Source organism: Streptomyces sp. NBC_00162 (genome assembly GCF_024611995.1).
In the GTDB taxonomy this organism is placed as follows: Bacteria; Actinomycetota; Actinomycetes; order Streptomycetales; family Streptomycetaceae; genus Streptomyces.
In genome coordinates, this window is record NZ_CP102509.1 from 5,235,545 (window position 1) to 5,249,852 (window position 14,308).

The 14,308-nt window shown below is 70.1% G+C and carries 11 protein-coding genes, 1 tRNA gene and 1 riboswitch; of the genes, 10 read left to right on the forward strand and 2 right to left on the reverse strand.

Annotated features, from left to right (window positions below):
* Positions 1 to 99 precede the first annotated feature (99 nt).
* The 8 genes from JIW86_RS24400 (at position 100) to JIW86_RS24435 (ending at position 9,263) form a co-directional block, all read left to right on the forward strand.
* Positions 100 to 1,146: a transglycosylase family protein gene (locus JIW86_RS24400; RefSeq protein ID WP_257556021.1), complete on the forward strand. Its 1,047-nt coding sequence runs from the start codon at positions 100 to 102 to the stop codon at positions 1,144 to 1,146.
* Positions 1,147 to 1,425: 279 nt separating this feature from the next.
* Positions 1,426 to 1,598: riboswitch (cyclic di-AMP (ydaO/yuaA leader) on the forward strand.
* A gap of 3 nt (positions 1,599 to 1,601) precedes the next feature.
* On the forward strand, positions 1,602 to 2,291 hold the full coding sequence (locus JIW86_RS24405) for a transglycosylase family protein (protein ID WP_257556023.1): 690 nt from the start codon (positions 1,602 to 1,604) through the stop codon (positions 2,289 to 2,291).
* A 273-nt stretch (positions 2,292 to 2,564) separates the two neighbouring features.
* A complete protein-coding gene (eno, locus tag JIW86_RS24410; RefSeq protein ID WP_073919099.1) occupies positions 2,565 to 3,851 on the forward strand; it encodes a phosphopyruvate hydratase in 1,287 nt (428 codons plus the stop codon).
* A 90-nt stretch (positions 3,852 to 3,941) separates the two neighbouring features.
* Entirely contained in the window at positions 3,942 to 4,433 is a 492-nt protein-coding gene (locus tag JIW86_RS24415; RefSeq protein ID WP_215139448.1) for an FtsB family cell division protein, read from the forward strand.
* Positions 4,434 to 4,482: 49 nt separating this feature from the next.
* Complete coding sequence (locus JIW86_RS24420) at positions 4,483 to 5,031, forward strand: DUF501 domain-containing protein (RefSeq protein ID WP_215139447.1); 549 nt, start codon at positions 4,483 to 4,485, stop codon at positions 5,029 to 5,031.
* Positions 5,028 to 5,969 carry a Ppx/GppA phosphatase family protein gene (locus JIW86_RS24425; RefSeq protein WP_257556027.1) on the forward strand — a complete coding sequence of 314 codons (942 nt, stop codon included), beginning with the start codon at positions 5,028 to 5,030 and terminating at the stop codon, positions 5,967 to 5,969. Before JIW86_RS24420 ends, JIW86_RS24425 begins: the two co-directional genes overlap by 4 nt.
* Before the next feature lie 437 nt (positions 5,970 to 6,406).
* Entirely contained in the window at positions 6,407 to 7,792 is a 1,386-nt protein-coding gene (locus JIW86_RS24430) for an NAD(P)/FAD-dependent oxidoreductase (protein ID WP_257556029.1), read from the forward strand.
* A 136-nt stretch (positions 7,793 to 7,928) separates the two neighbouring features.
* Positions 7,929 to 9,263: an SAM-dependent methyltransferase gene (locus JIW86_RS24435; protein ID WP_257556031.1), complete on the forward strand. Its 1,335-nt coding sequence runs from the start codon at positions 7,929 to 7,931 to the stop codon at positions 9,261 to 9,263.
* Between the two features lie 70 nt (positions 9,264 to 9,333).
* On the opposite strand, the gene JIW86_RS24440 is transcribed toward JIW86_RS24435, so the two are convergent.
* Positions 9,334 to 11,886 carry an ABC transporter permease gene (locus tag JIW86_RS24440; RefSeq protein WP_257556034.1) on the reverse strand — a complete coding sequence of 851 codons (2,553 nt, stop codon included), beginning with the start codon at positions 11,884 to 11,886 and terminating at the stop codon, positions 9,334 to 9,336.
* Between the two features lie 76 nt (positions 11,887 to 11,962).
* Positions 11,963 to 12,736: an ABC transporter ATP-binding protein gene (locus tag JIW86_RS24445; protein ID WP_257556036.1), complete on the reverse strand. Its 774-nt coding sequence runs from the start codon at positions 12,734 to 12,736 to the stop codon at positions 11,963 to 11,965.
* Positions 12,737 to 13,190: 454 nt separating this feature from the next.
* Here JIW86_RS24445 and JIW86_RS24450 point away from each other — a divergent pair.
* Positions 13,191 to 13,272: transfer RNA gene (locus JIW86_RS24450), tRNA-Leu, on the forward strand.
* Positions 13,273 to 13,416: 144 nt separating this feature from the next.
* Positions 13,417 to 14,274, forward strand: a complete 858-nt coding sequence (locus JIW86_RS24455) for a Bax inhibitor-1/YccA family protein (protein WP_257556038.1) — start codon at positions 13,417 to 13,419, stop codon at positions 14,272 to 14,274.
* The last annotated feature ends 34 nt before the right edge of the window (positions 14,275 to 14,308 follow it).

A 14,308-nucleotide genomic window follows, 5' to 3' on the forward strand; every position in this document is an offset into this window, starting at 1 on the left:
CAACTGACCCGAAGTCAGTTGTCGACCGGAGTTGTGACAATCGTTCGAAGGCCGCTAGGTTCTGCCGTTACCCAGCCGTTATGCGAAAGGTGCAGCCTCATGCGTTCCGGGAACGGCCGTCACAGACGCCCCCGTCAGGTGCCCGCGATAGTCGTCACCGCCGGAGTCACTGGCTCCGCGCTGGCCCTGCCGCTTCTTGCCGCCACCAGTGCCTCCGCGGCCGACACCGCCACGTGGGACAAGGTCGCCGAATGCGAGAGCGGTGGCAGCTGGAGTGCCAACTTCGGCAGCGGCCAGTACGGCGGCCTGCAGTTCACGCAGGAGGAGTGGAAGAACTCCGGCGGCCTCGACTTCGCCAAGCGGGCCGACCTGGCGAGCCGTTCCCAGCAGATCGCCGTGGCCGAGCGCGTACTGGCCTCCCAGGGTCCGCAGGCGTGGCCGCTGTGCGCGGCTTCGGCCGGGCTGGACGGCCAGAGCCCCGCCGCCGAGGTCGACCCCGGCCTGCCCGGCGGCTCCGGGACCGCCACCGCGCCGTCCCGCCCGGACGACAAGGTGCCCACCACCGGTCGCGGCAAGCCGTCCACGGACTTCGGCGCTCCGACCGATCCCGCGCCGAGCCCGTCCGGCAGCCCCTCGTTCGAGCTCCCCGACAGCCCGCTCTCGCCGTCCCTCGGACTGCCCGTCATGCCCTCGCCGGACGACCCCACCACGGCCCCGGCCCCGGTGGACCCGACCGCGCCGACCGGCCCCACGGACCCGGGCGCGCCCACCACGCCGCCCACCACGCCGCCGACCACCCCGGGCCAGCCCCCGGTGACCCCGGGCGCCCCCGTGACCCCGGCCGACCCGACGGCACCGGCCACTCCGGGCGCCCCGGGCGCCTCGGCCGACCCGACCGCACCTCCCGTGACGACCCCCGAGGGCGGCGGCAAGCACCGCGGCGCGCCGGCCGCCGAGACACCGGCCGGATCTGATGCCGCGTCGGCGCCCGTCTACACCGTCAAGGCGGGCGACAGCCTGACGGGCATCGCGGACGCCAAGGGACTCAAGGGCGGCTGGAACGCGCTCTACGAGGCCAATGAGCAGGTCATCGGCGGGGACGCCAATCTGATCAAGCCCGGTCAGAACCTGGATCTAAGCCTGTAATAGGGGCACTTCGGGCGGGCAGAAAGAGTTGATTGTCCGTTTTCTGTAAGTGAGACATGTGTCTCTTCCGGTCAACTGGCGTGTCCCGCCCGGGGGCTTCCGCAAACCCTGCCCTCACCTGCGCAAACACCCGTGCGAAGGACGCAAGTAGGGGCCGTTTCTCCCCGATGGTGCTCGTTGAACATCGGGGAGGGACCTGTCTACCTTCTGAATCGCTCGCCACCGCGGGCTCCTTCGACCGCATCGCCGAATCCTGCCGGCGGACGGAGGAAACAGTCGTCGCGTCAAGCGCCGAAGGCAGGAGCGGGGGAACCAAGGTAGGTGCCGGGAGCGGCCGTTGAGAGACGGTCACGCCACCGGCTAGGGGTTAAGACGTGCGCTAGGTCGCACGGCCGGGCAACTCACTCGCCCGAACCCGACAGCTCACCTCGTAGGCGTCGGTGAGGAGAAACTCCATGCTGCTTTCCGGCAAGGGCAAGCACCGCCGCGGTTCCAAGGCCGTCCGCATCGTCACGCTCGCCGGTGTCGCCGGTGTGGCCGTCGCCGCCCCCCTGATGGCCGCCGGTACCGCCAGCGCCGCCACCGCGTCCGAGTGGGACAAGGTCGCGCAGTGCGAGTCCGGTGGCAACTGGTCCATCAACACGGGCAACGGCTACTACGGCGGCCTGCAGTTCTCGTCCTCCACGTGGGCCGCGTACGGCGGCAAGTCGTACGCCGCGCAGGCCAACCAGGCCTCTAAGGGCCAGCAGATAGCCATCGCGGAGAAGGTCCTCAAGGGCCAGGGCAAGGGCGCCTGGCCGTCCTGCGGCGTGGGCCTGTCGAACTCCTCCTACACCGGCGGCGGCTCGACCGAGACCCCGAAGCAGGAGAAGAAGACCGAGCCCAAGAAGACTCAGCCGAAGAAGACCGAGCCGAAGAAGGAGACCAAGCGCTCCGAGGCCCCGACCACCCGTTCCGAGCGCTCCGAGGCCCCGGCCCCGAAGACCGGCAACGGCTCGTACGAGGTCAAGTCCGGCGACACCCTGGGCCTCATCGCCGAGGCCAACGGCGTTCAGGGCGGCTGGGAGAAGCTCTTCGAGCTGAACAAGGACATCGTCTCGGACGCCGACCTGATCTTCCCGGGTCAGAAGCTGAAGCTCAGCTGAACACTGCGGCAATAGCCGCGGCGTCTTCGAGCAACACGCACCATCCCGCCGCCCGGCGCGTCTCCCCCCACGCGCCGGGCGGCGGCGTTTTGTGCGGGCAGAACCCCGATGATCAAGAGTCCTATGTCCCGGAAGAGGGGTATTCGGACCCTTTTTCGTCCCAGGACCCGGGCGGTCGGCCGGTCGAGTGCCCGGAGCCGGTTAGGCTCTAGGCGGCAAGGCCATCCCACGGCCTGACGCCACCGCACATCCAGCGTCACATCCCAGAAGGAGATGCTCGTGCCGTCCATCGACGTCGTCGTAGCCCGGGAAATCCTGGACTCCCGAGGCAACCCCACGGTCGAGGTCGAGGTGGGCCTCGACGATGGCAGCACCGGCCGTGCTGCAGTTCCGTCCGGCGCCTCCACCGGTGCATTCGAGGCCATCGAGCTCCGTGACGGTGACCCCAACCGTTACTTCGGCAAGGGTGTCGAGAAGGCCGTCCTCGCCGTCATCGAGCAGATCGGCCCGGAGCTCGTCGGCTACGACGCCACCGAGCAGCGCCTGATCGACCAGGCCATGTTCGACCTGGACGCCACCGACAACAAGGGCTCGCTCGGCGCCAACGCCATCCTCGGCGTGTCCCTCGCCGTCGCGCACGCCGCGTCCGAGGCCTCGGACCTTCCGCTCTTCCGCTACCTCGGCGGCCCGAACGCGCACCTGCTGCCCGTTCCGATGATGAACATCCTCAACGGTGGGTCGCACGCCGACTCCAACGTGGACATCCAGGAGTTCATGATCGCCCCGATCGGCGCGGAGTCCTTCTCCGAGGCGCTGCGCTGGGGTGCCGAGGTCTACCACACCCTCAAGAAGGTCCTGCACACCAAGGGCCTCTCCACCGGTCTCGGTGACGAGGGCGGCTTCGCCCCGAACCTGGAGTCCAACCGCGCCGCGCTCGACCTCATCGTCGAGGCCATCAAGCAGGCCGGCTACACCCCGGGCAAGGACATCGCGCTCGCGCTCGACGTCGCCGCGTCCGAGTTCTACAAGGACGGCAAGTACGAGTTCGAGGGCCAGTCCCGCTCGGCCGCCGAGATGACCGAGTACTACGAGGAGCTCGTCTCCGCGTACCCGATGGTCTCCATCGAGGACCCGCTGTACGAGGACGACTGGGCCGGCTGGAAGACCCTCACCGACAAGCTGGGCTCCAAGGTCCAGATCGTCGGCGACGACCTCTTCGTCACCAACCCGGAGCGTCTGGCCCGCGGCATCGAGGAGGGCTCCGCGAACGCCCTGCTCGTGAAGGTGAACCAGATCGGTTCGCTGACCGAGACCCTCGACGCCGTCGAGATGGCCCAGCGCAACGGCTTCAAGTGCATGATGTCGCACCGCTCCGGTGAGACCGAGGACGTCACCATCGCCGACCTCGCCGTCGCCGTGAACTGCGGTCAGATCAAGACCGGCGCCCCGGCCCGCTCGGACCGCGTCGCCAAGTACAACCAGCTGCTGCGCATCGAGGAGATCCTCGACGACGCCGCGGTGTACGCGGGCCGCAGCGCCTTCCCGCGCTTCAAGGGCTAATCACGCCCCGGCTTCCGTACGTCCCCGCACTCGGTCCCGTACCGTGTGCGGGGACGTATTGCGTAGTGCGCACACAGGGGAGGCGGGACCATGGCCGGGAACCGGGATCGGTTCTCCACCTTCTCCACCGCGACCAGACTCAAGCAGCTCGGCGAGCGGACCGCCGCCCATGTCTACCGCTCGCAGTCGCGCCGCCAGGTCCGCCGCAGCCGGCTCACCGGCCGCGCCGCGCTCCTGGTGCTCGTCCTCTGTACGCTGGTCGTCGCCCTCGCGTATCCGATGCGCCAGTACGTCTCCCAGCGCTCGGAGATCGCGGAGCAGCAGCGGGCCGCCGCCGCCGCGCGGGACCGCCTGGAGCGGCTCCGCGACGAGAAGGCCCGCTGGCAGGACAACGCCTACGCGGAGCAGCAGGCGCGCAGGCACCTGCACTTCCTGCGCCCGGGGGAGATCGGCTACATCATGACCGACCCCGGGGCCCAGGCGGCGGCCGAGCGGCACCGGACCGGCCAGGCCGGGTCCGACCGCCCCTGGTACTCCAACGTCTGGGACGGCGTCGACAAGGCCGACCGCCCCGGCGACTGAATCCGTACCGCAGTACCCATCCACGAGAACGAAGAGACTTCCTCCAGGCATGCAGACGCCCCCGCCCCAGACCGACCGGACCGAGCCGACCGACGCGGACATCGAGGCGTTCGAGCAGCAGCTCGGCCGCCCGCCGCGCGGGCTGCGCGCCATCGCCCACCGCTGCCCCTGCGGTCAGCCGGACGTGGTGGAGACCGCCCCGCGGCTCCCCGACGGCACCCCCTTCCCGACGACGTACTACCTGACGTGCCCGCGCGCGGCCTCCGCGATCGGCACGCTCGAGGCCAACGGCGTGATGAAGGAGATGCAGGCCCGGCTCGCCGAGGACCCCGAGCTCGCCGCGGCCTACCAGGCCGCCCACGAGGACTACATCCGGCGCCGCGACGCCATCGAGGTGCTCCAGGGCTTCCCCAGCGCCGGCGGGATGCCGGACCGGGTCAAGTGCCTGCACGTGCTGGTCGGCCACTCGCTGGCCGCGGGCCCGGGCGTGAACCCGTTCGGCGACGAGGCCCTCGCCATGCTGCCGGAGTGGTGGGCCAAGGGCGCCTGCGTCACCCCGTGCGCGGAGAAGGCGGAGAAGAAGGAAGAGTCGCGGTGACGCGGGTCGCCGGCATCGACTGCGGTACGAACTCCATCCGCCTGCTCGTCGCCGACTGCGATCCGAGCACCGGCGAGCTGGTCGAGCTGGACCGGCGGATGACCATCGTCCGGCTGGGCCAGGGCGTGGACAAGACCGGGCGGCTCGCTCCGGAGGCGCTGGAGCGCACCTTCGCGGCCTGCCGCGAGTACGCGGCGGTGATCAAGGAGCTGGGCGCGGAGAAGGTCCGCTTCGTGGCCACCTCGGCCTCGCGCGACGCCGAGAACCGGGACGATTTCGTCCGGGGGGTCCTGGACATCCTGGGCGTCGAGCCCGAGGTGATCTCCGGGGACCAGGAGGCGGAGTTCTCCTTCTCCGGGGCCACCAAGGAGCTCGTGGCACACGAACACCTGGAGCGGCCGTTCCTGGTGGTGGACATCGGCGGCGGCTCGACGGAGTTCGTGGTCGGCGAGGAGCACGTGCGGGCGGCCCGTTCCGTGGACGTGGGCTGCGTCCGGATGACCGAGCGCCACCTGGTGGTGGACGGGGTCGTCACCGACCCGCCGACCGAGGCGCAGGTGGCCGCCATCCGGGCCGACGTCGAGGCGGCGCTGGACCTGGCCGCCGAGACGGTCCCGCTGGCCGAGGCCCGCACGCTGGTGGGCCTGGCCGGCTCGGTGACCACGGTCGCCGCGATCGCGCTCGGGCTGCCCGAGTACCGCTCGGAGGTCATCCACCACTCCCGGATCTCCTACGAGCAGGTCCGCGAGATCACCGGCCGCATGCTGACGTCGACCCACGCCGAGCGCGCGGCCGTCCCCGTGATGCACCCGGGCCGGGTGGACGTGATCGGAGCCGGCGCCCTGGTCCTCCTGGCGATCATGGAGCGCATCGGCGCCTCTGAGGTCATCGTCTCGGAGCACGACATCCTCGACGGGATCGCCTGGTCCGCTGCCTGAACGGCGGGCGGACGAGGGGCTGTAGAGGCCTCGGGAGGGCCCTGAAGGGGTCCCCTGAGGGGCCTCGCAGGGGTCCTGGGTGCCGTGATCCACACGAAGTTCGTGAAGTTCTTCACAAGGAAAAGAGGCCTGCTGGGCCAACGGAAGGGCCTTTCGGGCCCCTCCCGAGGCCCTCGGGCCCTTTTTCGTGGCCGTTCGTGCGATCGGCGGACGCGACGGGTTCCGTATCGGAGGTATGGACGAGCCCCTCTGGTCCAGTCCGTTTGAGAGGCTGGAGGCCAGTTCAGGACGGGTGAACAACGACTCCCGTTACACCGTGGTTCCCGTTGTGCGCCATGACCTCGGTCACGTGGGCGGCGGAGTGTAGCAGAGGCCCTCCGACACCTTGTGAAGGGGCTCACGAGCGACACCCCTTTGGGTGCTGGATACTCGTTCTCATGAGCACCACGGAGCGTCCCAGGATCCTCGTTGTAGGAGGTGGGTACGTAGGCCTGTACGCGGCCAAGCGGATCATGAAGAAGATGCGCTATGGCGAGGCGACCGTCACGGTCGTCGACCCGCGGTCGTACATGACCTACCAGCCCTTCCTCCCCGAAGTGGCCGCAGGCAGCATCTCGCCTCGGCACGTCGTCGTCCCGCTGCGACGCGTGCTGCCCAAGGCAGAGGTTCTCACCGGCCGGGTCACCAGCATCGACCAGGACCGCAAGGTCGCCGTCGTCACGCCGCTGGTCGGCGAGGCGTACGAGCTGCCCTTCGACTACCTGGTGATCGCGCTCGGCGCCGTCTCCCGCACCTTCCCGATCCCCGGCCTCGCCGAACAGGGCATCGGTATGAAGGGCGTCGAAGAGGGCATCGGCCTGCGCAACCACGTCCTCGAGCAGCTCGACAAGGCCGAGTCCACGACGGACGAGGACGTCCGCCGCAAGGCCCTCACCTTCGTCTTCGTGGGCGGCGGCTTCGCCGGCGCGGAGACCATCGGCGAGGTCGAGGACATGGCCCGCGACGCCGCGAAGTACTACGCCACGATCAAGCGCGAGGACATGCGCTTCATCCTGGTCGACGCGGCCGACAAGATCCTTCCCGAGGTCGGGCCCAAGCTCGGCACCTGGGGCAAGGAGCACCTCGAGTCCCGCGGCATCGAGATCTACCTCAACACCTCCATGGACTCCTGCGTGGACGGCCACGTGGTGCTGAAGAACGGCCTCGAGGTCGACTCCAACACCATCGTGTGGACCGCGGGCGTCAAGCCCAACCCGGCGCTGGTCCGCTACGGCCTGCCGCTGGGCCCGCGCGGCCACGTCGACGCCGAGCCCACCCTCCAGGTCAAGGGCACGGACTACATCTGGACCGCCGGCGACAACGCCCAGGTTCCCGACATGGCCGCCCGCAAGGCCGGCGTCGAGAACGCCTGGTGCCCGCCGAACGCCCAGCACGCGCTGCGCCAGGCCAAGGTCCTCGGCGACAACGTCATCTCGGGCATGCGGGGCTTCCCGCAGACCGAGTACTCGCACTCCAACAAGGGTGCGGTGGCGGGCCTCGGCCTCCACAAGGGCGTCGCGATGATCGTCATGGGCAAGATGAAGATCAAGCTCAAGGGCCGGCTCGCCTGGTACATGCACCGTGGCTACCACGGCATGGCCATGCCGACCTGGAACCGCAAGATCCGCGTCTTCGCCGACTGGACCCTCGGCATGTTCCTCAAGCGCGAGGTCGTCTCGCTGGGTGCGCTGGAGACCCCGCGCGAGGAGTTCTACGAGGCCGCCAAGCCGGCCCCGGCTCCGGCCGCCTCCTCGGCACCCGCCCAGAAGGCCAAGGCCTCCTGACCCGGGCCTGACCGGAACACCCCCAGCACGTCCCCGAAGGGGCCGCCCGCCATCCGTGGTGCGGGCGGCCCCTTCGGCATGTCCCGGACCGGGAATGGGTAGGCCGTTTCGTCGGAGCTTTCTGGAGGTGCCTACGATGACCGACGCCGCGCCGCGGCTGGCCGCACTCGCCGAGACCTTGCTGGGCGCCCCCCTGCCCGTCCGCATACGGGCCTGGGACGGCAGCGAGGCCGGTCCGCCCACCGGCCCCACCCTGGTGCTCACCCACCGGCGCGCCCTTCGCCGCATGCTGTGGAAGCCGGGCGAGATGGGCCTGGCGCGCGCCTGGGTCGCCGGGGACCTGATCGTCGAGGGCGACCTCTTCGAACTGCTGGACCGGGTGGCCGGGCTGCTCTGGGAGCGGGACGCCGCCGCCCCGCCCGCCGGGACGCCCAAGCACGCCCGCCTCGCCCAGGCCGGCAGCACCCTGGCGCTGCTGCGCGACCCGGCCGCGCGGGCCGCCGTACGGGACCTCGCCGCGCTGGCCCGGCCGTGGCCCGCGCCCGCACCGCCGCCCGAGGAGGCCGCCCGCCGCAGCGGGCCCGTCCACACCAAGGGCCGCGACCGTGCGGCCATCAGCCACCACTACGACGTCGGCAACGAGTTCTACGGTCATGTGCTCGGCCCGTCCATGGTGTACTCCTGCGCCTACTGGAACCCCGGGGCCACCCTGGAGGAGGCCCAGCGCGACAAGCTCGACCTGGTCTGCCGCAAGCTCGCCCTCACGTCCGGCGCCCGGCTCCTCGACGTCGGCTGCGGCTGGGGCTCCATGGCCCTGCACGCCGCCCGGGAGTACGGGGTCCAGGCCGTCGGCATCACGCTCTCGCGCGAGCAGGCCGCGTACGCCCGCAAGCGGGTCGCCGAGGAGGGCCTGGCCGACCGGATCGAGATCCGCGTCCAGGACTACCGGGACGTCAAGGACGGTCCGTACGACGCCATTTCCTCCATCGGCATGGCCGAGCACGTCGGCGGCGACCGCTACCGCGAGTACGCCCGCACCCTGCACGCCCTGCTGCGCCCCGGCGGCCGCCTGCTGAACCACCAGATCGCCCGGCCCCCGGAGCCCGACGAAGCGGCCTACCGGGTCGACGAGTTCATCGACGCCTACGTCTTCCCCGACGGGGAGCTCTCGCCGCTCGGCAGCACCGTCGGCGAACTGGAGCGGGCCGGCTTCGAGGTCCGGGACGTGGAGGCGCTGCGCGAGCACTACGCGCTGACCCTGCGGGCCTGGGTGGCGCGCCTGCAGGCCCACTGGGACGAGGCCGTACGTCTCACCTCGCCCGGCCGGGCCCGGGTGTGGCTGCTCTACATGGCGGCCTCCGCGCTCGGCTTCGAGCACGGCCGGCTCGGGGTCAACCAGGTCCTCGCGGTACGGCCGGGGGCGGGCGGCGACTCCGGGCTGCCGCTGCGGCTGCGCACCTGGGGCGCGTGAAACGGATGACGGGAAGGGCCCCGGGGCATGCGCCCCGGGGCCCTTCCGCACGTCCTGAACCGCCGGTCCGCTACTCCGTCTTGATGGCGGTGAGCATGTTCAGCCGGGCGGCGCTGCGGGCCGGCCACATGGCGGCCAGGACACCGACCACGGCGGCCAGCAGGAGGAAGACGCCGATCCGGTCGTACGGGAGGACCAGCTCGTAGTTCGGCATGGACTTCGCCAGCGTGCTGCCGACGGCCCAGGCGAGGAAGATGCCGATAGCGACGCCCAGGACCGCGCCGAACAGCGAGATCACCACGGCCTCCAGGCGGATCATGTTCTTGACCCGGCTCCGGTCGAGGCCGATCGCCCGCAGCATGCCGATCTCCTGGGTCCGCTCGAAGACGGACATCGCCAGGGTGTTGACCACGCCGAGCACCGAGATGATCAGCGCCATGCCGAGCAGGCCGTACATGATGTTCAGCATCGTGTTGATCATGCCGCCCATCTCGTTGCGCATGTCCTGCTGGGTGGCGACGGTGATCGCCGGGTTCTTGCCGAGGGCGTCGACGACCTTCTGCTGGCCGGCCTTGGAGGCCCCGCCGTCGACGTTGACGTACACCTCGGGGATGTACTGGTCCTCGCTGTGCTCGCTGAGGATCTTGTTGTCGAGGACGTACGGGGAGAGCAGGCCCTCCATGTCCTTGTAGACGGCGCCGACCTTCAGGGAGTCCTTCTGGCCGTCGTCGAACATGACCTGGAGGGTGGAGCCGACGGCGAGGTTCTGCTTCTTCGCCGCCTTCTCGGCGACCGCGACCTCGCCCTTGCCGAGGCTGTCCAGCGAACCGCTGGTGACCTCGATGTTCAGCATCTGGCCGATGGTGGAGGGGGTGACGCCGGAAGCCGAGCGGAAGTCCTCGCCGACCTTGAAGTAGCCCGCCGCCTGCGGGGAGACCGCCTTGATCCCGGGTGTCTTGGCCAGGGTCTCGGCGACCGACTTGTCCAGGCTGCCCATGTCGTCCGACATGGAGACCTTGTAGTCGGCCCGGAGCTTCTCGGTGCTCATGCGGTCGACGACCTTGCCGACGGTGATGCCGAGCACCGACAGGGTGGTGACCAGGGTCAGGCCGATCGCCAGGGAGGCGGCGGTGACGGCGGTGCGGCGCGGGTTGCGCACGGCGTTCTGCGCGGCCAGCTTGCCGGGGACCCCGAACACCTTCTGCAGCAGGGGGCGGACGGCCCCGATGACCGGCTGGGAGAGCAGCGGCAGCAGCACGATCATGCCGATGAGCATGAAGAACGCGCCCGCGCCGATGAGCATGCGGCCTTCGTCCCCGCCCTGGGAGACGCCGAGCAGGACCAGGCCGACGGCGAGGAGCCCGAGGACGGAGCCGATGACGTTGCGCAGGACCAGGGACTTCGAGCTGGCCGGCAGGTGGGCGCTGCCCATGGCGGCGACCGGGGCGATCCGGCCGGTGCGCCAGGCGGGCAGGACCGCGGCGACCGTGGTGACCAGGACGCCGACGACCAGGGCCGCGACGATGGTGCCCGGCGCGATCACGAGGCCGCCGCCAGGCAGCTTGGCGCCGAAGGAGCCGATCAGGGAGCGGATGCCGATCGCCAGGCCGATGCCGCCGAGCAGGCCGACGACGGCGGACAGGATGCCGACGACCAGGGCCTCGGCGAGGACCGAGCGCATGACCTGGCCGCGGTTGGCGCCGACGGCGCGGAGCAGGGCCAGCTCCTTGGTGCGCTGGGTGACCAGCATGGTGAAGGTGTTGTAGATGAGGAAGATGCCGACGAAGAGCGAGATGCCGGCGAAGACGAGCAGCATGGTGCTCATCTGGCTGAGGCCCTTCTCGATGTCCTTCGCCTGCTCGGCGGCGAGCGCCGCGCCGGTCTGCGCCTTGGTGTTCTTGCTGTCGAGCAGCGGCTTGATCTCGGCGAGCAGCTGGTCGGCGGAGGCACCGGACTTGGCGGCCACCGACAGCTCGCTGAAGTAGCCGGGCTTGAGGTAGAGCTCCTGGGCGACCTTGGTGTCGAAGAGCACCAGGCTGCCGCCGGCCTGGACCGCGCCGTCCTCCGTGGTGAAGACGCCGGCGAGGGCGTACTCCTTGACCGGGCCGTTGGTGGCGACGCGGACCTTGTCGCCGACCTGGTACTTGCCCTTGTCCGCGGTCGCCTTGTCGAGCGCGACCTCGTCGGCCTTGACCGGGCCGGCGCCCTGGGCGAAGGCGTAGCGCGGGTCCTTGCCGTCCTTGACGGGCGTGTAGTTGGAGCCCTTGTTGGACCAGCCGGCGCCGATCAGCTTGCCGTTCTCGTCGCCCACGCCGGCGAAGCCGGAGACGCGGCCGGAGACGGAGTCGACGCCGTTCAGGGCCTTGACCTTGTCGAGGGTCGCCTGGCTGAGGCCCGGCTCACCCTCCTTCTCGCCGTTGTCGCCGCGGGTCTGGCCGTAGGCGGTGACGGAGACGGCCACGCCGTCGTAGCTCTTGGCGGACTGGCTGGAGAGGGACTTCTTGAGGGTGTCGGTGAAGACGAGGGTGCCGGACACGAAGGCGACGCCGAGGGTGACGGCGAGCACCGTCATCAGCAGCCTGGCCTTGTGCGCGAGCACGTTGCGCAGGGCGGTACGGAACATGGGGTCTCAGTCCTGGGGCTGGAAGTCTGGAGGAGGGCTGGGGGGTGACCGGACACCCCCTGAGGGTGACCCCGGGTCAGCTGGTGCGGCCCTTGGCGTCGAACGCCTTCATGCGGTCCAGCACGCTGTCGGCGGTGGGGCTGATCATCTCGTCGACGATCGAGCCGTCGGCGAGGAAGATGACGCGGTCCGCGTAGGAGGCGGCGACCGGGTCGTGCGTGACCATCACGACGGTCTGGCCGAGCTCGCGGACGGAGTTGCGCAGGAAGCCGAGGACCTCGGCGCCGGAGCGGGAGTCGAGGTTTCCGGTGGGCTCGTCGCCGAAGATGATCTCGGGGCGGGAGGCCAGGGCGCGGGCGACGGCCACGCGCTGCTGCTGGCCGCCGGAGAGCTGGGTGGGGCGGTGGGAGAGGCGGTCGGAGAGGCCGACCATGCTGATCACCGCGTCCAGCCACTGCTTGTCGGGCTTGCGGCCGGCGATGTCCATGGGGAGCGTGATGTTCTCCAGGGCCGTCAGGGTCGGCAGCAGGTTGAAGGCCTGGAAGATGAAGCCGATCTTGTCCCGGCGCAGCTGGGTGAGCTGCTTGTCCTTGAGGGAGCCCAGCTCGGTCTCGCCGATGCGCACCGATCCGGCGGAGAAGGTGTCCAGGCCGGCGACGCAGTGCATCAGCGTGGACTTGCCGGAGCCCGAGGGGCCCATGATCGCGGTGAACTGGCCCTGCGCGAAGTCCACGGAGACGTTGTTGAGGGCGACCACCTGGGTCTCGCCCTGGCCGTACACCTTGGAGAGGCCGGTGGCGCGGGCGGCCACGGCCTGGGTGGTGTGCGGGGCGTAGTTCGTGGTGGTCACGGAAGCGACTCCTGTCGGGGCGGGGGCTGCGGACCGGCGTCGGTCTGCTCATCTGCGGGACGCTTCCATCGTCGCCGTGCCCACCCCCGCTCCGGATCAGCCGCGGTGCCCGTTCCCAGGGCCACTCGAGTCTGACCGCGGGCGCGTCCGCCTCCTCCTCTGGTATGACAGGGCCCTGACGACCGGGCGGAGCCGCGGGGGTGGCGGGGAGGGTGGCGCGCGGGGGTGGCGCGGGCCCGGCGCCGAACCTGGACAGGCCATCGAAATCCCGTCATTCCCAGGTCGGGCGTGATCGTCGCCGAGAAGCAGCCGACCGTGCGTTCTCGCGTCTGACGACCCCTCAAGCGCCAATAAAATCAGACAACATCGGATAGACGGCCCGTTGGCGACAAGACCGTTCCGGATAGGCTCGGCACAGCGTTCAAGGCTTTTTCCACGGGGGCCGCCACGCCCTGCCCGGATGGTGGAATGCAGACACGGCGAGCTTAAACCTCGCTGGCCTTCGGGCCGTGCCGGTTCAAGTCCGGCTCCGGGCACTCCGTAGGCGCGAGGGTCGGACGGTTTATCCCCTGCGCTTCGCCCTGCCTTCTCCTAAGATCCTCCTTCAGCAGTAGGGTGCTTTCTTTGCGAGCGCATTACTCTTGTTGCAAGGCCGCGCTCGGTGGCCACGGAGGAGTGAGATGAGGAGCAGTAACCCGGTCTTCTCGCGACGGGGGTTCAGCCGCGACAACGGTGGCTACGCGGGGTTCGACGCGCGCCAGCACCAGCAGGCCGGGACCGCGACCAACCCGTACGCGACCAACCCGTATGCGACCGACCCGGCCACGGGCATGCCGCAGGCACCGGTGCGCGCCAACGCGATGACCATGGACGACGTCGTGAGCCGCACGGGCATGACGCTCGGTGTGCTCATCCTGACGGCGACCCTGTCCTGGATCCTGCTGCCGGTCGACCCGGCCAACCTGGGCAAGTCGTACGGCATCGCCATCGGCGCGGCCCTCGTGGCGTTCGTCCTGGCCATGGTCCAGTCCTTCAAGCGCAAGCCGGTCCCGGCCCTGATCCTGGGATACGCGGCGCTGGAGGGTGTCTTCCTCGGCGTCATCAGCGCGGCGACCAGCACCTACCTCAGCGCGGGTGTCGTCATCCAGGCCGTGATGGGCACGATGTGCGTCTTCGCCGCCGTGCTCCTCGCCTACAAGATGGGCTGGATCCGGGTCAACCGGCGCTTCACCGGCTTCGTGATGGCCGCCGCCATGGGCTTCATCCTGCTCATGGTCGCGAACTCGCTGTTCGCGCTCTTCGGCGGCGGTGACGGCCTCGGCTTCCGCAGCGGCGGCCTCGGCCTGCTGTTCGGCGCCATCGGCGTCATCCTCGGCGCGTGCTTCCTCGCCCTCGACTTCAAGCAGGTCGAGGACGCCCTGACGTACGGAGCCCCGCGCGAGGAGGCATGGCTGGCCGCCTTCGGCCTGACGCTGACCCTGGTGTGGATCTACCTGGAGATGCTCCGCATCTTCCAGATCCTCTCGGGCAACGACTAGCAGGACCCGCACGCCGTACGGCCTGCGCACAGCA

Excerpts from the sequence above, each read along its gene's own strand:
- JIW86_RS24400 (WP_257556021.1), top strand. The coding sequence starts at position 100 with ATGCGTTCCGGGAACGGCCGTCACAGACGCCCCCGTCAGGTGCCCGCG.
- JIW86_RS24405 (WP_257556023.1), top strand. The coding sequence starts at position 1,602 with ATGCTGCTTTCCGGCAAGGGCAAGCACCGCCGCGGTTCCAAGGCCGTC.
- eno (WP_073919099.1), top strand. The coding sequence starts at position 2,565 with ATGCTCGTGCCGTCCATCGACGTCGTCGTAGCCCGGGAAATCCTGGAC.
- JIW86_RS24415 (WP_215139448.1), top strand. The coding sequence starts at position 3,942 with ATGGCCGGGAACCGGGATCGGTTCTCCACCTTCTCCACCGCGACCAGA.
- JIW86_RS24420 (WP_215139447.1), top strand. The coding sequence starts at position 4,483 with ATGCAGACGCCCCCGCCCCAGACCGACCGGACCGAGCCGACCGACGCG.
- JIW86_RS24430 (WP_257556029.1), top strand. The coding sequence starts at position 6,407 with ATGAGCACCACGGAGCGTCCCAGGATCCTCGTTGTAGGAGGTGGGTAC.
- JIW86_RS24435 (WP_257556031.1), top strand. The coding sequence starts at position 7,929 with ATGACCGACGCCGCGCCGCGGCTGGCCGCACTCGCCGAGACCTTGCTG.
- JIW86_RS24440 (WP_257556034.1), bottom strand. The coding sequence starts at position 11,886 with ATGTTCCGTACCGCCCTGCGCAACGTGCTCGCGCACAAGGCCAGGCTG.
- JIW86_RS24455 (WP_257556038.1), top strand. The coding sequence starts at position 13,417 with ATGAGGAGCAGTAACCCGGTCTTCTCGCGACGGGGGTTCAGCCGCGAC.